We start from the raw sequence: 17,988 nt of genomic DNA, 5'->3' as shown, positions 1-17,988 counted from the left end.
TAGGAAAACCATTAGGAAGCGTTTCCATGCACCTTCCATTATACCAGTTATTGTGAAAATTGAATAGCAAAAAGACCATTGATAACCGTTCTCAATAACGTATTGGCCCCCTTTCAGAACCATTATACAGTTTGTGAAATCCGTTCTAAGCAAGACTTAATCACCGTCACATAAATCCATCCAAATTCGGCATCTAATTTCCCTTTCAAACAAACACCCTGAACACATTCCCCATACCAAATAGTACTACTAATCTTAGCAATTTTTTGCAGGACTTTATTTATTTTGACTTCATTAGAACCTTTTACATAAGCTAAAGAAGTATGCTTATAGGTCGAAATACCGCACATTTTCAGAATCTGCTTACTCAAAACCCTCCCATAATCCTTTTGAATAAAATTCTCATAAACCGCCGGCGTACTACTCCACCAAATCAGATAAATAAAAATCAAGAAATCCGCCCAAAAAACCTGATCCCGATACTCCTTCGTGTACGGATCTTTAAATAAATCACGATGCTTATTCGCACTATCAAAACGCAGAACTGGATCAAATCCCTCTTTATAAAGGTCAATTTCCCTGAGCTTATTTTTCTTGCCCAGCTCTTTTTCCACTGTCTCCTTTATAGCGTAATTTAGCCCTTCATGATTTGGATATGTATAAATCAGTAGTACATTCATCTTCCATCGCTCTCCTCCCTTACTTTGTATTTTGTGAGTGATAAGCATTTATACATGTTACTCTACTCCATAAAACAGCTAGATACAACACAAGTATCAAAAAGGGGGTTGACTTCCAATAACGATACATGTTAGTATTTACCCATGGATTACAAACGTAGTCCGAAGAGAGGAGGAATAAAATGGGGCATTTACCTAAAATATCAGAAGCTGAATTAGAAGTCATCCAAGTTATTTGGAACGAATCTCCACTGACAGCCGGTGAAATAATTCAAGCCCTGGAAAAAGAACACGATTGGAGTCCCAAAACAATACGAACGCTACTCAACCGACTAGTCCAAAAAGAAGCTATTTCCTCCCACCAAGAAAAAGGAAAACTGCACACGTACACCGCATTAGTATCTCGAGAAGATTACATGCAAAGCGAAACAAAATCCTTGTTAAACCGCTTTTACGGCGCAGCTTTCAAACCACTACTCGTGAATTTTATAAAAGAGGAAAAACTATCATCCGAGGACATCGACGAACTCAAACAACTCCTAGATGATAAAGCTGAATCCAATCCCAGAAAGGATAGATAGTTATGTTCCATACGCTATGGCATACGTACCTTCCCTCTATTTTTAATTGGGTCATCGAAACGTCTATTTTGGCAAGCGTGTTGGTCGTTTTCATTCTGGGCATCAGATTCATCTTAAGAAATTGGCTAACACCACAATGGAAATACGCATTATGGCTCATTCTTGTGGTGAGACTTGTACTACCTTGGTTTCCAGAAAGCTCCTTTAGCATCTATTCCATACTCCCCATCAACCAAGTAGCAGAACCAGTTGTCAGCCAAGAAAGCACAGCGATAGCACCAGAAACCATCGAGAAAGTACCAGTAATAGCCAAGGAAGTACCTGCCGAAATTGACATATACACTATCTTTTTATTCATTTGGATACTAGGAATCCTGATTGCCGGAATTTTCATAATAATGACAAACAGGCGTTTATATACCTATATAAGCACACAACCACTAATAACTGAAAAAAGAGTTTTGGACATTTATCAGCAATGTAAGCAAAATATGTCCATCGAAAAAGATATCCCGTTACACTATTCCGGAAAAATTTCTGCTCCAACCTTATTCGGAATGAGTAAACCTAGGATTTTACTTGATGAAAAACACGTGAAACATCTAGAAGACGAGCAACTAAAATACATTTTTTATCATGAATTATCCCATTATAAACGAAAAGATATCGGCATCAATTTACTGATGAATTGCCTACTCATTGTCCACTGGTTCAATCCTATTCTTTGGTACGCCTGTCGTGCCATGCGTGAAGATCAAGAAATAGCCTGCGATAATCTGGCTCTGACTTTTATCAATCCCGAAGAAAGAATCGCCTACGGACACACCATTATTACATTAGTCGAGCAATATTCTACGTATTATCAGCCATCTACACTGGCACATTTCAGTAAAAACAAAATAAGGTTAAAGAGGAGAATCATTATGATCAAAAAATTCAATAAAAAATCACAACTATTAACCGCTGTAGGTTTCATCGCAATTTTAGGAGTATCCGCGTTCTCTCTAGTAGACGTAAAAGCAGAGACAACCGAGTCACAAAAACAAGAAATGGCGGCTAAAATGAAACAAGAAGATGCCGTAAAACAAGAAGCCGCAGATAAAGTGGCAAGCGGAGAGTATGACGAAAAAATGGCTGCCGATTACAAAGCAAAAATGGCTGGGGAAAGTGCACCTGCTAACGCAACAGACGCAGAGATCGACCAAAAAATCGCTGCTGATACCGCGGAAAAGAACAGACAAATGGCTGAGGAACAAGCCGCTGAATCAGATATTGATAAAAAAATGGCTGCCTCTACTGAAGAAAAGAAAAAACAGATAGCTGAAGAGAATGCATCGAATAAGTCTACTGATAAAGAATACAACGAAAAAGCAGCTAGTGATTACAAATTAAAAATGGCCCAAGAAAACGCAAAATAAGGCTTGAATAACTAAAAACAGACGATGCTCCCCATCTAATGTTCACCCCAAAATCTAGACTAATAATCTGATTTTGGGGTGTTTTATTGTCATTTTTCCGACCACCGCAAAGCATCCTGATTCATCCGTATAATCTCCTCATGCTCGCCAACCTTCGTGATAAAAAGCAATGACTGAATCCGTTCTGCCGTTGAAAAAAGATGATTATCCGGGTACTCCGACCCAATCGTATTACTATACCGAATCCCATCCAAACGCTCTATTTTATACGACATCTGATCCGTAACGATAAGCCCCTTCCCATCATAATTCGCCTTAATCCCATTATCCTTTCCATTCAACAACATCGTTTTTTGCAGTTTCGTATCGTATAAGTAAAGCCCGTTTTCCTTGGAATAAGCCACCAAATTATCACCGACTGGCTTCAAATCACTATAATCCACGCCTAAATCATGTATTTCGTAATTCCCAGACCTCAGATCATAACTCTTCAAATGCCCGCTTCCTCGCCGAATATCCCGATACCACATTTTATGCTCGGAAAAAGCCAGAACCGTCCCTTCCGCTCCAACCTCATCAAGCTGCTCCTCCTCAGCCGTTTTCAAATCATATGACATAACCAATCCCGTCTTCCCGCTAGACTCCAACCAATAAACCCGGTGACCTATCACATGAAAATCGGAAAATGAATACGCATCACTGCCGTTCCATTTCTTCAAAATTTTCTCCTGTTCGATATCATAAATCACCGTCCGCGTCGTATAATCCGTATCAGCCTCGACCCAGCCCAGATAATGCTCATTTCCAAATGTCGAATCGATCCCGTCATAGCCATACTTCATCTTGCGGGAACCCGGCACTATCTCCATTTTCCCAGTCTGCTTGTCAATCGCATAAACAGCCTTCGCGATTTTGTATGCGTCTGTATCGCCTTCCGTGTCAATCAAGGTATAAATCGCATTAGGCGTATCAACCATCGAATAAAACGACATCCCGTTGGCGCCGATATATCTCGTTCGATCCCCTTCTGTCTTCACCTCTACACTTAATTCTTTGTTCGCCTTCACAATCTTACTTATCGCAAAACCCGCACCTATAGCGAGTAAAATCATCATCACAGTCACGACTCTTTTTGTCTTCTTATCCATGTTTGCACTCCTCATCGTTTACTACGAATTCCCCATATAACTAGCCAAATCAAAGCCCCTATCAATGGACCCACAAAAACAACCACAACCCAAGCCACATCCAAAATCATCACTGGCGCCCGACATCCATCCGTCCCACACGCTGTTCGCTCTAATCCAAAGCGCTGAATAGAGTCCACATAACCCACAAGCCGAATCCCGAAAAACAGGCTCCACACAACAAAAATCCCTACCGCCAGAAGCGCAATTTTCACATACTTCCCTTTCATCAAATATCCCTCATTCCCTCACAACTTTAAAAATATACTCCGCGTCAATTTGCCCTGGATATGTCTCCTTGATCGCCGTACTTTCCGACAAATATACTTTCAGCTTATCTCCCTTTTTAATATCATCCGCTTCGATTTTATTTCCATCAGCATCAAAAATATCACCGCTTTTATGTAGCACATACTTCCCACCAGGGAGCCCGAAATCTGCTCCAATGCTTGATTTCAGATTATATACATATAACGAGGAATCCCCATCATCATACGCTTCTCCTCTATATAAAATAAAATTAGGCTCCTCTTCATTGGGAGGATATTTCACATCAGGCTCATCACTCGTTGGCGAATACGGCGTAAACAACACCTCCTGCCCCTTCCCAATAAAAAGATACTGATATGTAATATCCGCCGAATCTCCCCTTACCTTAAAATTCTTCACATAGTCCCCACTTTTCTGCCAATCCCACACAAATTTTTCATCATAAATATTCTTTGACGGCACACCCTGCTTCGCAATATATGTATTAATCTGCTCCTCAGCAAAATTCTTCGTATGCAAGTGCTTCACTACCAATGTTCCCATAACCGTACAAATTAGCACGAGCAAAACCCAACCGTATCGCTTTTCTGTCACGTCCTCACTCCTTTCTTATGTAATCCACTACTCTTTAAAAGTAGCATCAAACCTCCAACTAATCAATCACACGCGGTACTTCTTTAGGAAACATTTAACTTTGACGTTGTTTCTTTACCAAACCTTGATAAACTCCAAATCAGTCATTCTCAATTGACAAAACAGGTATTTTACGGTATTTTTAAAATAATAAAATATTTCCAACTACTATGACGAGGACAAGTACGATGAACCGTTTCTCCAAAAGAGAGCTTCGTAACGCTGAAACCGAAGCAGAAACTCCATCCGAAAATGACCTTCCGAGTACTGTACCGAACCCGAATAGGCAGTAGGCTACAGCGGTTTCGATAACCGTTATCCCATCATTCGAGGCTGCATCCCTTTTGCAGTGAATGAAGGTGGTACCACGAGATATACGCTCGTCCTGAATCAATGTTTAACGCATCGATTCAGGACGGGCTTTTTTATTTGAATAGGAGGAATAAACATGACCCAACCATTACTAGTTTTACAATCCGATTTTGGCATTAGCGACGGTGCAGTGAGCGCGATGTACGGCGTTATCAACACTGTGAGCACCGATATTCGCATCTACGACCTCACACACCAAATCCCGCAATATAATATTTGGGAAGGTTCCTATCGTCTCCTCCAAACCGTCAATTACTGGCCTGAAAACACCATTTTTGTCTCTATCGTTGATCCCGGTGTTGGCTCCGATCGCCGTAGTGTCGCCGTCAAAACCGAGACTGGCCAATACATCATCACCCCAGATAACGGCACGCTGACCCACCTCAAAAATTACACCACCATCACAGACGTTCGCATCATCGACGAACAGAAAAACCGCTTGCCCAAATCTGGCGAGTCCCACACATTTCACGGTCGCGATATTTTCGCCTATACCGCTGCCAGACTCGCCGCAGGAATCATTGACTTCCAAGACATTGGGCCCGTCGCCGATCCCGATTCGATTGTAGAACTCCCGCTCGTCCGCTCCTTCGAAAAAGATGGCGAGCTCACTGGAACCATCGACATTATTGACCGCCCATTCGGCAACCTGTGGACCAACATCGAACGCACCCAATTCATCAAAATTGGAGCAAAATACGGCGATTCCTTCGAGCTCACCATCGAAAGCAACACCCGCCAAATCTATCAAAATTTCGTCACATACGGCCGCTCCTTCGCAGATCTCCGCGTTGGCGACGCCCTCATTTACGTCAATTCCCTAGACAATCTCGGCATTGGCATCAATCAAGGCTCCTTCGTCGATGCCTACAAAATTGGAATCGGCACAAACTGGATTGTCACGATCAAAAAGAAATAAACTAAAATTTTTCTCACGCACCAACCAAGCCCACCACCTAGCACTTTCCCACAGAAAACATCTTGCCCTCATGCAACATTTTTAGGGAAACCCCCTTGACACAAAAAAATATCGATGCTACCCTAGAAGAGTCAAGAACAATAATTAAATGTATCAGCCTGCCAAACTTCCCTATTTCTGTCAAACTAAGTCCGTTCCTCCAAACCTCAGCGTGCCTACAAATACTTAGTTGCTAGGCAAAAGCGAGTACCGGAGCGGAATGTACGACTGTACATCAACTGAAAACAAGGAGGGAGTCTTTTCCCCGACTATGTAAGAAGTTATGCGAAGTACAGCGTAGAAGAGCACCGGAACGGAACTTTTAACGACGCAAATGAGTGTTTGTAGGCACGCTGACCTGTACGGTGAGGCTCCTATGTGAAAATATGCCACTGCCCAAAAATGTCCAAAGACGCCAATGGGTTGAACAGGGATTGTCGGATTAAGGCTTTCCATAACGTGGCTAAGAAACTCGTTTTCTTTACGTTGCATAGTGCCAAAACTTTAGCGAGGGGAATCTTGTGTTTTTTTGAGGCGCATATAAATTCTGAATCTCTGCCAAAGTCACTAGACAGGTAGGGATTTTTTGTGTGTAATAAAGCATGAAATGAAAATTCTGCTATTATATTTATTATTGTCAAATTATATAGAACGGAGGTGGAGTAGCATGCCACAATTTCTAGAGGACGACCCTGCAGAACCTGAATCATCGAACGTAATAACGGACTGGTATGGCTTTTTACTCCACCAGGAACCTAAAAAAGCCGTGACAGTTTAGAACTGAATCGGAGGATAATACAATGAAAAAAGCACTAAACAAGTTACGCAATGAACAAGAAGTGAACCGGACACTACTCCAAGATTCCACAGCAAACAAAGACGCCGCAATCGCGAAATACAAAACAACAACCCAAGGCCTAGACGAAGTAGAAGTGACGAAACGGCGCACTAAATTTGGCAAAAACATCACTGCCGAGCAGAAGCCAACACCCTGGTACGTCAATCTTGCCAAGGCTTTCCACAACCCATTTATTTATATTCTTGCCTTCCTGATGATTATTTCTTACGTGACAGCCGACATCGAGGCGACCATCATTATGGCTCTGATGATCCTATTTAGCGTCATTCTGAGCTTCACCCAGTCGATGCGCGCCCAAAAAGCCAGTCTCTCTTTGAAAAATATGATTGAAAATACGACCGCGATTATTCGTGATGGTATGCAACGAGAAATCCCGATTGTGGATGTCGTTCCAGGCGATATCGTTTTCCTCTCAACCGGTGACATTATCCCAGCAGACGCGCGAATCATCGAAGCCAAAGACCTATTTATCAACCAATCACCACTCACCGGCGAATCCATACCAGTTGAGAAATTTACAGAAGCCACCGAAAAAAGTCTCAGTATTTTTGAACGAGATAATCTGGCATTCATGGGCACCGACGTGATTAGCGGTCAAGGTAAGGCGCTGATTCTAAAAACCGGCGACAACACCATATTTGGCTCCCTGTCTCAAGAAGCTCTCGCCAAACGTGACGAAACCAGTTTTGATAAAGGGGTCAAATCGATTTCCAAATTGCTGATGTACCTCATGCTTGTCATGGTTCCAATCGTCTTTTTGATCAATGGCATCATGAAAGGTAACTGGACCGAGGCGCTTCTGTTCGCCGTCGCTGTAGCCGTGGGACTTACGCCCGAAATGCTGCCAATGATCGTCAACACCAATCTCGCAAAAGGCGCCGTTCGCATGGCCAAAAAGAAAGTCATCATCAAAGAGCTTAATGCGATTCAAAACCTTGGCGCGATGGACGTTCTCTGCACCGACAAAACTGGCACGCTGACCAAAGATAAAGTCGAACTCATCGAACACATTGATACGACTGGCGAAACGTCTGATAAAGTTCTAGCGCTCGCCTTCCAAAATAGCCACTTCCAAACTGGCTGGAAAAATATCATGGACCACGCGATCATTTCACATATGGAGAAAATCGGCGACAGCAAGCGTTTCACGACACCAGAAAAAGTCGATGAAATCCCGTTTGACTTTGCGCGCCGCCGTCTCAGCGTTATTTTACGCAAAAAAGACAGCCTGCAAATGATTACGAAAGGCGCGATTACCGAGATGTTCGACGTCTGCTCACAGCTTGAAGAAAATGGCGCGATCATTGAGCTGACAGACCCAATCAAAAAACGCCTCCACACGCAATGTGAGGAGATGAATCGTAACGGTATGCGCGTCATCGCCATCGCAACAAAAATAAAGACGGAAAAAGAATCCTTCTCCGTCATCGATGAGCAAAATATGACACTGATCGGCTTCCTCGGTTTCCTTGATCCCGCCAAGCCATCCGCGAAACCCGCGATCGCATCTTTACATGACCATGGCGTTACCGTCAAAGTTCTCACAGGCGACAACGAAATCGTCGCGCAAACCATTTGCAACCAAGTCGGCATCCCATCTGAGAAATTCCTACTTGGCTCCGATATCGATTTCATGTATGACGATGAACTCACCGAGGCAACGAGGACGCACCACATCTTTGCCAAGCTCACGCCAACTCAGAAATCCCGCATCATTCATCTGATTCGAAAAGACGGGCACACAGTTGGTTTTATGGGCGATGGGATCAATGACGCACCAGCCCTGCGCAAAGCAGACGTCGGGATTTCCGTTGGTACTGCCGCCGATATAACCAAAGATGCAAGCTCGGTTATTCTACTCGAAAAGAGTTTAACCATTCTAAATGACGCCGTAACGGAAGGTAGAAATGTCTTTGGCAACATCTTAAAATACATGAAAATGACCGCCAGCTCCAATTTTGGAAACGTGTTTAGCGTCCTTGTCGCCAGCGCCTTCCTGCCATTTTTACCGATGCTTTCGATTCACCTACTTTTGCAAAATCTCATGTACGATGTCTCGCAAATGACGCTCCCATGGGATAAAATGGACGAATCTTTCTTGGAAAAACCGCGTAAATGGGATCGTAAAAACATGCTGCGTTTCATTCTTCTAATTGGACCAGTCAGCTCGATTTTTGATATTCTCACGTTTGCCATCATGTGGTTCGTCTTTAGCGCGAATACGATCGCCGAGCAAGCGCTGTTCCAAAGTGGCTGGTTCGTGGTCGGCCTGCTCACACAAACGCTCGTCGTACACATGATTCGCACCGAGAAAATTCCATTCATTCAAAGTCGTGCAGCCGCTCCAGTGATGATTTCCACCCTGATCGTGATGGGTGTCGGCATTATCATTCCATTCACGTCGCTTGGTCACGGCATCGGACTCGTCAGCCTACCGCTTAGCTACTTCCCGTGGCTCATCGCGATTCTTGCAGGCTACATGGTAACCGTCCAAATCGCCAAAAATCTCTACATCAAGAAATTCCACGATTGGATTTAAGTCGATGTTGACCAAGCAGAACCATCTCATACTTCTCGCTTACATCGCCACAGGAATTTGGAGTTGCCTCATGGTTTACAGCGCCAGTTACGCAGCTGCGAGCAACCGTTACGCCGTTTCCAGCCAACATTTCGCGATTCGCCAAGCCATTTTTTACGCGATTGGTCTCGGCTGCTTATTCTTCTTTGCCAAACTAAAAACCGTACCATTCTGTTCCAAAAAAACGATGAAATTAGCAGGCGGCATCGCTGTCCTCCTGCTAATTCTCGTCCTACTTACCGGCACAGCGACAAACAACGCCCAGCGCTGGATTCAACTTGGCGGCGCCACGCTCCAACCAACCGAACTCGTCAAAATCCTGCTCATCATCGTGACCGGAAACTTCAGCGTGCATTACTTCAAAAACATGGCGCAATCCAATCGCGTCACCTACTTACTCATCGGTTTCATCCTATTTTGCGCCGGCCTTATCATTTTGCAACCAGACCTCGGCACCAGCTTCATTGTCCTGTCTATTTTCGCCGCCCAACTACTCACATCCGGGCTATCCGCGCGCAGACTCAGCCAAATCGCCATCACCGGTATCCTGTTCGCCACCCTCAGTCTCGGCATCACGTACCTACTTCATCCCAAATTTTTCAGTCAAGCTAGGCTCGGTCGTTTCGCGTTCCTTGACCCGTTCAGCGAAGCCAATCTCGACGCTTCCTATCAACTCAGAAACGGCTACTACGCGATTGCAGATGGCGGCATATTCGGCAAAGGATTCGGCCAAAGCGTCCAAAAACTCGGTTTCCTGCCCGAATCCCATACCGACTTTATCAGCGCGGTCATCTCAGAAGAACTCGGCATCATCGGCATTCTCGTGACTCTGACTCTCATCCTATTTTTCATCTGGAAAGCCCTTCACATCGCACTTCGCAGCCATTCCGCATTCGACACGTCCATCTGCATCGGTTTTGCGACCTGGATCGCCGTCCAAGCCATCCTCAACCTCGGTGGCGTCAGCGGTATGATTCCACTCACCGGCGTCCCGTTGCCATTTATCAGCTTCGGCGGCACCTCCATTATTACCCTATCGTGCGGCGTCGGATTTCTGATCAGCGCCGAACGCCAAATAACCCTCACAGAAAGAAGGAATATCCATGCAAACCAACAATAGACTTCGCGAAAGCCTAGTCGTCATCGTCTGCCTCCTATCCATGATTGGCTGCCTCGCTATCTTCATGGCCCAACAAACCAACCAATACGACACCAACTTCTTTCGCATGCAAATCATCTTCATCATCGTTGGCTTCACCGCCGTATTCCTCCTATCAAAACTCGACATGACCTTCATCCGCGCCAACATTCTCTGGGTATACTTCGCGATGCTTATCCTGCTCGCCGGCATCCTCATACCAAACCCACTCGTATCCAAAATTAACGGCGCCACACGTTGGTATCAGCTGGCCGGATTCTCCTTACAACCGTCCGAAATCGCCAAATCCATGTTCATCATCGTCATCGCCCATTTTGCGGCAAAATACGAGCGCATCATCTGGAAACAGCTACTCATCACGTGGTCACTCGCTGGCGTTGTCCTACTTTTAATCATGAAACAGCCCGATCTCGGCACGACCATCGTCTATTTCGTCAGCGCCTTCACGATCAGCATCCTGGCCCTGAAATCCACCAAGCTCATCATCACCATCCTAACCTCACTCGTTGTCGCAGTAAGCGGTGGCCTCTATCTCGTCGTCTATCACGTCAATCTACTCGAAAAAATCGGCTTCAAAAGCTACCAATTTCGGCGCGTCCACACATGGCTCGACCCAGCAAGCGATCCCAATTCCTTCTATCAAGTCGACCGCTCCCTCAAAGCAATCGGCTCTGGAACGATGTCCGGCAGCAATTCACCATACGTCTACATCCCCGAAAGCCACACTGACATGATTTTCAGCACCATCGGCAACCAATTCGGCTTCATCGGCGCCAGTCTACTACTCATCCTGTTCATGCTTTTCATCCACCAACTCATCATCGCCGCGCTGCATATGAAAAATAGTTTTTCCACGTACGTTATCGCCGGTTTCGCCATGATGTTCGCCTTCAATATTTTCGAGAATATCGCGATGACCATTGGCCTCATGCCACTGACCGGGATTCCGCTGCCGTTTATTAGTTATGGTGGTAGTTCGACGCTTGGTAATATGATTGCGCTCGGCGTGATTCTTGCTGTTATCAAATGCGATGATACGAGTTTTGGTCGTGCTTAATCCAAAAAACATGTGTCATAAAATCCATAAAAAAACCGATAGAGATCACACAACATACATGCGATTTCTATCGATTTATTCCTGCTATTACTTGCTTCTTCTACCTCGTAAAATAACAACCATACTTGCAATTAACCCAAAACCAAATAATACATGTGATTCATTACTATCTCCGGTTTTTGGTAATGTGTTTTCCGAGCTTCTCATAGCTGTTGGTTGTTTGCTTTCTTTTATCGGTGCTTTTTCCCCCGAATTCCCTTTTACTTCAAGAACTGGTTTCAGCGGTTTATTTGGTTTATTCGGATCTACTTTGCCAGGTGGTGTCGTTCCTTTTTTCTCAAGAACGGTCACTTGGACTGTTATCATCACGCTTTCGCCTACACTGTTCGTTACTTTATACGTGATATCGTACACGCCTGCTTTGCTTGTATCAACGTCATTTCTAACAATTTCAATTTTGTCCGTGATGTTTCCGTCTTTTGCATCTTTCGCACTGACTTCTGCCATCGGATCGAATTTGTCTCCTACATAAATCGTGTGGTCTTTGGCATCAATGGTTGGTTTGCTTAGCACTGTTACTTGCACCGTTTTAGTAGTGCTTTCCCCCACACTATTTGTTACTTTATACGTGATATCATACACGCCTGGTTTACTTGTGTCAACATCACTTTTAATAATTTCAATTTTATCCGTGATGTTTCCGTCTTTTGCGTCTTTCGCGCTCACTTCTGCCATCGCATCAAATTTGTCTCCTACATAAATCGTGTGGTCTTTAGCATCAATGGTTGGTTTGCTTAGAACTGTTACCTTGATAGTCTTCGTGTTGCTTTCCCCCACGCTATTTGTTACTTTATACGTCACATCGTATACGCCAGGTTTCGTGTTGTCAACATCACTTTTAACGATTTCAATTTTGTTGGTGATATCTCCGTCTTTCGCGTCTCTAGCTGTGACTTCTGCTGTCGGATCAAAACTATCTCCCACATAAATTGTATGGTCTTTCGCCTGGATGATTGGTTTACTTAGCACCGTTACTTGAATCGTTTTAGTCGTACTTTCGCCTATGCTATTTGTTACTTTATAGGTTACGTCATACACACCTGTTTTCGTATTATCGACATCATTTTTAACGAGTTCAATTTTGTCGGTAATATCGCCATCTTTTGCATCCTTTGCGCTAACTTCAGCCAATGGATCAAAGGTTTCTCCTACAAAAATGGAGTGGTCCTTCGCGTCGATTGTCGGTTTACTTAGGACGGTTACTTGTACTGTTTTAGTCGTACTCTCGCCTATGCTGTTTGTTACTTTGTACGTGATGTCATATTTACCAGGCTTGCTCGTATCTACATCATTTTTAACAATTTCAATTTTATCCGTGATATTTCCATCTTTCGCGTCTTTCGCACTTACTTCTGCCATCGGGTCAAAAGAATCGCCGACATAAATCGTGTGGTTTTTAGCCTCGATTGTCGGTTTGCTCAGAACAGTCACCTTAATCGTTTTCGTCGCGCTTTCCCCAACGCTATTTGTTACTTTATACGTCACGTCATATACGCCTGTTTTCATATTGTCAACATCATTTTTAATGATCTCGATTTGGCTAGTAATGTCTCCGTCTTTGGCATCATTTGCTGCAATGTCTGCTCTAGGATCATAAGCATCACCTATGAAAATTGTCTTGTCACTGGCTGTAATCGTCGGCTTTCCGGTCACCGTAATTGTGATTGTTTTGGTAGTTGTTTTCGCCGCTACGTTCGGTGTGAAATCTAATTTTTCTAATGTTTTCAATAGAGCGTCACGATACGTAACTTTTCCTGAATCGATGAGTGAAATCGCCGTATTTGCATTAGCTGGAAGAACGCCTGCCACTTCATATGTCACGTGGTAAACGCCTGGTTTACTCGTATCGACATCATTGGCTGTTACTTTGATTTTTGATGTTAAATTAGTGGATGCTGCATCTGTCGCTGTTGGTTTCACCGTTTGAATCGGATCAAAAGTCGCACCTTCTGCCAGTGTCATGTCTTGCGCTGTAATGCTCGGCGCATTGCTAACAGGCACTTTTCCGGTAACGTCAAATGTCACGGTGTAATCACCTTCTGGTAAAGCATCTAGGTTCCACGTCAACGTTTGATTCTCAAAGGTCGGCTCTTGATATGGCGCTGGTACAGTCACCGTTTGCCCCGCGCTATTCTTCACTTTTGCGCTACCCGCAACGTATGTTTGTCCTGCGCTTACTTTTTCAGAAATACTCAATTGATCGTTTAAGTTCGTTTGAATAATATCCTTCACCGCGGACGCAAAATCTTCAATCGAATTATCATTGTTGTTCATATTGAAGAAAAATTCGCTACGGGAAACAAAGTTTGGTACATTGGTGTTGATATAATTATTGTAGTTGTTGTATAGACTTGTACCCCATTCGTTTTCTAGCGCCGCTTTATTTTGCCATAATCCGAAAGAAGTTAGGTACCCAGCGGATGTAATGTTATTAAGTGCAGCATTAATACCTGTGGATGGGCCTAAAAGTGGTACCATCGATGTACTTGGCGTCAAGGCTGTCCCATTGATATCACCATTCGGGAAGCCGTCTGTCACGACAAGAAAAAGTGTTTCGCGGCCCGCTTCTTTTACAGGATTTTTGGATTGGTACTCTTCTAACGCTTTTTGAATACCATATGCAGTCGGCGTCCCATTACCGTATAATTGATTCGACGTCACATTGTCAATCGCGGCTTTTGTATTGGCAACCGAATCCGTCATCTCATTTTTATAGATAACATTGAAAAATTCGTTGTACTGCCCAGCATTTTGCACCTCAAGCGTTGTTTTTGGATCACTGTAAATCGGTAGCGCTGTGTCGGTAGCTTTAATCGATGTGTAACCGATAAATTGTGAACGGTCAATCACTGGATTCATTAAATCAATCGCTTCTTTTAGCTCACTCGCCACACTAGGGTACGTATCGCGGAAACTTCCGGACAAATCCTGCACAATGACTAAATCCAATTTCTTTTCTCGGGCTGTCTTTTTCACCGGCACGCTAATCGTATTCTTTGATGTATCCCCTGTAATGCTCGTTTGAACCACTTCATGCGTTGCCGTTGCAGCATTTGCCACACTCGGTACACTGCCTATAAGTAAAACTAAGATAAGTACTATTTTAGCTATTTTCTTCATCTTTTCCTCCTTTTAGTTCGTTGTTTTTATATAAAAATCTAGTAGCCCTTCCGAAGCCATAGATTTAACTCACGACCTATGTAGGATCGCTTATCTCTAGCCAGTCTTAGCAGCCGTGAAATAAGGATCTCCCCCTACAAATAAAATTACTTAATGATTTCCATCAATGTTTTGCAGACATAATCCAATTGTCCCTCTGTCAGTTGCGTTCCAGACGGTAAGCACAATCCTTTTTCGAATAAAATATCGGCATTGCTTGTCTCTTCGCTATAATAAGTTGCCGTTTCAAACAGCGGTTGCGTGTGCATCGGCTTCCATAAACGTCTGCTTTCAATACCTTTTGCCGCCAACTTCTCCATCACGTCTTCTGGTGACATCTTCTCTAATAAAACCGTCGTCAACCAGCGATTGTTAAACGTCCCCTCCAACTCAGATAAAAAAGTAATACCCGAATGGTTTTCAAATGCGGCTTTATACGCGTCATATATCGCCCTTTTCTTCGCAATTCGTTCTTCTAAAACGTCCAGTTGCGCGATGCCAATCCCTGCTAATATGTTGCTGAGTCGATAATTGAAGCCAACTTCACTATGGGAATAATACGGTGCAACTTCTTTTGCCTGTGAACCTAGATATCGTGCTTTTTCAATTTGCGTGGCATCATTGGAAAGTAGGGCACCGCCACCAGATGTCGTGATAATTTTATTTCCGTTGAAAGAATAGATGCCAAACGCTCCGATTGTACCGAGTTGGCGCCCTTTGTAAGTGGAACCAAGCGATTCCGCAGCGTCTTCCACAACTGGAACTCCGTAACGATTCGCCAACTCCATAATTTCGTCCATTTTGCAGCTCTGACCGTATAAGTGGACCACGATAATTGCTTTTGGTAGTTTATTTTTAGTAGCTGCATCTTCTAAAGCTCTGCCAAGCGCGACTGGACTCATTCCCCACGTATCTGTTTCCGAATCGATGAAAACTGGTGTGGCGCCAATGTATAAAGCTGGATTAATACTCGCAATAAATGTAAAAGTGGAACAAAATACGGTGTCGCCGGCCTGTACATTTAAAAGTGTGAGCGCAAGATGAATCGCGCTGGTGCCAGAACTTGTAGCAGCCACATCTTTAGCGCCAGAATACGTAGCTAAATTCGCTTCAAATTGATCTACATTTGGCCCAAGTGGTGCAATCCAATTCGTATCAAAGGCTTGTTGGATGTATTTTTGTTCGTTTCCACTCATATGCGGAATTGCTAATGGGATTTGATTCATTTAGACTTTCCTTTCGTATTACGGAGTTATTCCGGTAAATTTGGACATCGTTGCTTGGTCATCTTGTGAAATGCCATCTCGTTGTACTACTTTGTAAATGGTTAATAACGCTATTTTGAAATCTAATAACAGCGATTGATGCTTCACATAATGGCAATCAAAGTCGAACTTTTCTTCCCAACTTAGGCTGTTACGTCCTTTGACTTGCGCTAACCCTGTGATTCCAGGTAAAACGTTCAGCCGTCTCCGCTGCTCCTCCGTGTAAAGCTGGTTGTATTCTAGTAATAGTGGACGCGGCCCGATAAAGCTCATCTCGCCTTTGATAATATTAAGCAGTTGCGGCAACTCATCGATACTCAATTTTCGAAGCATAACACCATATTTCGTTAGCCGCTCAGCATCAGGAAGCGCATTACCATCCTCATCAACCAGCGTGCGCATCGACTTCAATTTATAGATAGAAAACGGAAGCCCATCTTTTCCCGCTCGCTGACTCACATAAAACGGCTTTTCTCGATACAAAATATAAAAAATACTGCCACATACTAAGATAATCGGACTTGCAATAACGAGTAGTAAAGTGGCAACACATAAATCAATCCAACGCTTCAACAGGAACACTCCTCACATTTGTAATAGCATGCCAAATTCGATCAGCAACTCGGTTCACATCATATTTTTCCGCTAATTGTTGCGATGCTTGGTGCGCTTGGTGCCAACTGTCACGATCCGTGGCCAAACCCTCCACAAAGGCGCAATAACCTTCCACATCCCTATGAGCAAAGCCTTTTCCTGCACCACTCTCTTCTAACACTTGCTTTTGCCAACCTCTATAATTCAACACAATCGGCAAGCCACACGCTAGGAAATCAAAGAATTTATTGGCGCTATTATCCTGCAAAATAGGCTCATCTGTCACAAGCATCGTTCCCATCTGACACCCTGAAACAATTTGGAGCGTTTCTTTTTTTGCTTTTGCGTCCAAAACCCGAATATTCGTGAGCTTCTTGGCTTCAATCTGCGCTTGGATTTCCCGTTTTTCAGATCCCTCACCGATGAGAAGGAAGCGAATAGCCTCATTGTGTTGCAACCTTTCCGCACACGTAACGAGATAACCAGCGCCATTCACAAGCCCCATCGTACCTGGGTGAACGACCACGAACCGACCATCCGTCCATCTGCTCAACTCCGTATCCTCTGGCTGCTCCTCATTACTCTCTCGAACAAGCTCCCGATTCGCAAAATTCTCTGCAACCGTTATTTTGTTCTCTGGGACCTTTTTTTCCAGTAGATTCTGTTTCATCCCTTCCGACAAAACAACGATATGCGTAGCACCCGCGTAAATCCGTAATTCTAGCCACTTCAACAAGTGAATCATCCACACATTTTCAATAATACCTAATTGAATGGGAACATCTGGCCATACATCCCGCACCTCGAAAATAAAGGCTTTTCGTTTTAACTTACTCAAAATCAAGCCAACAAGCCCCACCGTAAGTGGCGTTGATGTTGCATATATTTGATCGATATTTTTCTCTCGTATTCCAAGAACAATACTACGCATAAAAAAGTGAATAAATGCGAATATCCGTCTCATTTTCGACATTTTTTGATGATAGGCGGTGTGCGTTGCCTTCACGACAAGTCCCTCTTCCGTCGTATGTGAATCGCCTTGCCCACTGATCATAACCACCTCGGCACCCTTTGCTAAGAAATGCTTCGATAACTCATATGACCTCGTAGCCCCTTTATGTTCCTCATAATGTTGATGAATATAAAGTAATTTCATAA

General features: G+C 43.8%; 14 protein-coding genes, 1 riboswitch and 1 other annotated feature. Of the genes, 6 read left to right on the top strand and 8 right to left on the bottom strand.

Annotated elements, in window-relative coordinates:
- Positions 1-122 precede the first annotated feature (122 nt).
- Entirely contained in the window at positions 123-680 is a 558-nt protein-coding gene (locus UE46_RS02035; RefSeq protein ID WP_051492887.1) for an NAD(P)H-dependent oxidoreductase, read from the bottom strand.
- 182 nt (positions 681-862) lie between these two features.
- Here UE46_RS02035 and UE46_RS02030 point away from each other — a divergent pair, with 182 nt between their 5' ends.
- Both UE46_RS02030 and UE46_RS02025 read left to right on the top strand, forming a co-directional pair.
- Positions 863-1,261, top strand: coding sequence for a BlaI/MecI/CopY family transcriptional regulator (locus UE46_RS02030; protein WP_036060470.1), 399 nt, complete (start codon positions 863-865; stop codon positions 1,259-1,261).
- Between the two features lie 2 nt (positions 1,262-1,263).
- Positions 1,264-2,679: a M56 family metallopeptidase gene (locus UE46_RS02025; protein WP_118907356.1), complete on the top strand. Its 1,416-nt coding sequence runs from the start codon at positions 1,264-1,266 to the stop codon at positions 2,677-2,679.
- A gap of 89 nt (positions 2,680-2,768) precedes the next feature.
- Here the strand turns inward: UE46_RS02025 and UE46_RS02020 are convergent, their stop codons facing one another.
- The 3 genes from UE46_RS02020 to UE46_RS02010 are packed head-to-tail and all read right to left on the bottom strand — an operon-like array spanning position 2,769 to position 4,730.
- Positions 2,769-3,827 carry a hypothetical protein gene (locus UE46_RS02020; protein ID WP_036060473.1) on the bottom strand — a complete coding sequence of 353 codons (1,059 nt, stop codon included), beginning with the start codon at positions 3,825-3,827 and terminating at the stop codon, positions 2,769-2,771.
- 11 nt (positions 3,828-3,838) lie between these two features.
- Positions 3,839-4,096, bottom strand: coding sequence for a hypothetical protein (locus UE46_RS02015; protein ID WP_036060476.1), 258 nt, complete (start codon positions 4,094-4,096; stop codon positions 3,839-3,841).
- A gap of 10 nt (positions 4,097-4,106) precedes the next feature.
- Positions 4,107-4,730: a DUF3139 domain-containing protein gene (locus UE46_RS02010; RefSeq protein WP_036060479.1), complete on the bottom strand. Its 624-nt coding sequence runs from the start codon at positions 4,728-4,730 to the stop codon at positions 4,107-4,109.
- A 200-nt stretch (positions 4,731-4,930) separates the two neighbouring features.
- Positions 4,931-5,160, top strand: a binding site (T-box leader).
- A 57-nt stretch (positions 5,161-5,217) separates the two neighbouring features.
- Between UE46_RS02010 and UE46_RS02005 the strand changes: the two genes are divergently transcribed.
- The 4 genes from UE46_RS02005 (at position 5,218) to UE46_RS01985 (ending at position 11,752) form a co-directional block, all read left to right on the top strand.
- The gene (locus UE46_RS02005) at positions 5,218-6,060 is read left to right on the top strand and encodes an SAM hydrolase/SAM-dependent halogenase family protein (RefSeq protein ID WP_036060481.1); all 843 of its coding nucleotides are present in this window, start codon (positions 5,218-5,220) and stop codon (positions 6,058-6,060) included.
- A 389-nt stretch (positions 6,061-6,449) separates the two neighbouring features.
- A riboswitch (M-box (ykoK) riboswitch) is annotated at positions 6,450-6,620 on the top strand.
- Between the two features lie 279 nt (positions 6,621-6,899).
- Positions 6,900-9,497, top strand: coding sequence for a magnesium-translocating P-type ATPase (gene mgtA, locus UE46_RS01995; protein ID WP_036060484.1), 2,598 nt, complete (start codon positions 6,900-6,902; stop codon positions 9,495-9,497).
- A 4-nt stretch (positions 9,498-9,501) separates the two neighbouring features.
- Complete coding sequence (locus UE46_RS01990; RefSeq protein WP_036060487.1) at positions 9,502-10,656, top strand: FtsW/RodA/SpoVE family cell cycle protein; 1,155 nt, start codon at positions 9,502-9,504, stop codon at positions 10,654-10,656.
- Complete coding sequence (locus UE46_RS01985) at positions 10,640-11,752, top strand: FtsW/RodA/SpoVE family cell cycle protein (RefSeq protein WP_036060490.1); 1,113 nt, start codon at positions 10,640-10,642, stop codon at positions 11,750-11,752. The genes UE46_RS01990 and UE46_RS01985 overlap by 17 nt, the downstream gene beginning before the upstream one ends.
- Positions 11,753-11,839: 87 nt before the next feature.
- Here UE46_RS01985 and UE46_RS01980 read toward each other — a convergent pair whose 3' ends face one another.
- The 4 genes from UE46_RS01980 to UE46_RS01965 all read right to left on the bottom strand — a co-directional run bounded on the left by UE46_RS01980 (position 11,840) and on the right by UE46_RS01965 (position 17,986).
- Positions 11,840-14,932, bottom strand: coding sequence for an immunoglobulin-like domain-containing protein (locus UE46_RS01980; RefSeq protein ID WP_036060493.1), 3,093 nt, complete (start codon positions 14,930-14,932; stop codon positions 11,840-11,842).
- A gap of 146 nt (positions 14,933-15,078) precedes the next feature.
- Positions 15,079-16,197, bottom strand: coding sequence for an aminotransferase class V-fold PLP-dependent enzyme (locus tag UE46_RS01975; RefSeq protein WP_036060496.1), 1,119 nt, complete (start codon positions 16,195-16,197; stop codon positions 15,079-15,081).
- A gap of 18 nt (positions 16,198-16,215) precedes the next feature.
- Positions 16,216-16,809: a sugar transferase gene (locus tag UE46_RS01970; RefSeq protein ID WP_036060498.1), complete on the bottom strand. Its 594-nt coding sequence runs from the start codon at positions 16,807-16,809 to the stop codon at positions 16,216-16,218.
- Positions 16,793-17,986 carry a glycosyltransferase family 4 protein gene (locus UE46_RS01965; RefSeq protein ID WP_118907355.1) on the bottom strand — a complete coding sequence of 398 codons (1,194 nt, stop codon included), beginning with the start codon at positions 17,984-17,986 and terminating at the stop codon, positions 16,793-16,795. The genes UE46_RS01970 and UE46_RS01965 overlap by 17 nt, the downstream gene beginning before the upstream one ends.
- Positions 17,987-17,988: the final 2 nt, after the last annotated feature.

This window comes from Listeria weihenstephanensis, assembly GCF_003534205.1.
Lineage (GTDB): Bacteria > Bacillota > Bacilli > Lactobacillales > Listeriaceae > Listeria_A > Listeria_A weihenstephanensis.
The sequence above is the reverse complement of the archived record's forward strand: the minus strand, read 5'-3'. Positions and strand labels throughout refer to the sequence as shown.

What these genes read in the sequence shown, in the direction of transcription:
- UE46_RS02035 (WP_051492887.1), bottom strand. Translation starts at nt 680, where the DNA reads ATGAATGTACTACTGATTTATACATATCCAAATCATGAAGGGCTAAAT.
- UE46_RS02030 (WP_036060470.1), top strand. Translation starts at nt 863, where the DNA reads ATGGGGCATTTACCTAAAATATCAGAAGCTGAATTAGAAGTCATCCAA.
- UE46_RS02025 (WP_118907356.1), top strand. Translation starts at nt 1,264, where the DNA reads ATGTTCCATACGCTATGGCATACGTACCTTCCCTCTATTTTTAATTGG.
- UE46_RS02020 (WP_036060473.1), bottom strand. Translation starts at nt 3,827, where the DNA reads ATGGATAAGAAGACAAAAAGAGTCGTGACTGTGATGATGATTTTACTC.
- UE46_RS02015 (WP_036060476.1), bottom strand. Translation starts at nt 4,096, where the DNA reads ATGAAAGGGAAGTATGTGAAAATTGCGCTTCTGGCGGTAGGGATTTTT.
- UE46_RS02005 (WP_036060481.1), top strand. Translation starts at nt 5,218, where the DNA reads ATGACCCAACCATTACTAGTTTTACAATCCGATTTTGGCATTAGCGAC.
- mgtA (WP_036060484.1), top strand. Translation starts at nt 6,900, where the DNA reads ATGAAAAAAGCACTAAACAAGTTACGCAATGAACAAGAAGTGAACCGG.
- UE46_RS01990 (WP_036060487.1), top strand. Translation starts at nt 9,502, where the DNA reads ATGTTGACCAAGCAGAACCATCTCATACTTCTCGCTTACATCGCCACA.
- UE46_RS01985 (WP_036060490.1), top strand. Translation starts at nt 10,640, where the DNA reads ATGCAAACCAACAATAGACTTCGCGAAAGCCTAGTCGTCATCGTCTGC.
- UE46_RS01980 (WP_036060493.1), bottom strand. Translation starts at nt 14,932, where the DNA reads ATGAAGAAAATAGCTAAAATAGTACTTATCTTAGTTTTACTTATAGGC.
- UE46_RS01975 (WP_036060496.1), bottom strand. Translation starts at nt 16,197, where the DNA reads ATGAATCAAATCCCATTAGCAATTCCGCATATGAGTGGAAACGAACAA.
- UE46_RS01965 (WP_118907355.1), bottom strand. Translation starts at nt 17,986, where the DNA reads ATGAAATTACTTTATATTCATCAACATTATGAGGAACATAAAGGGGCT.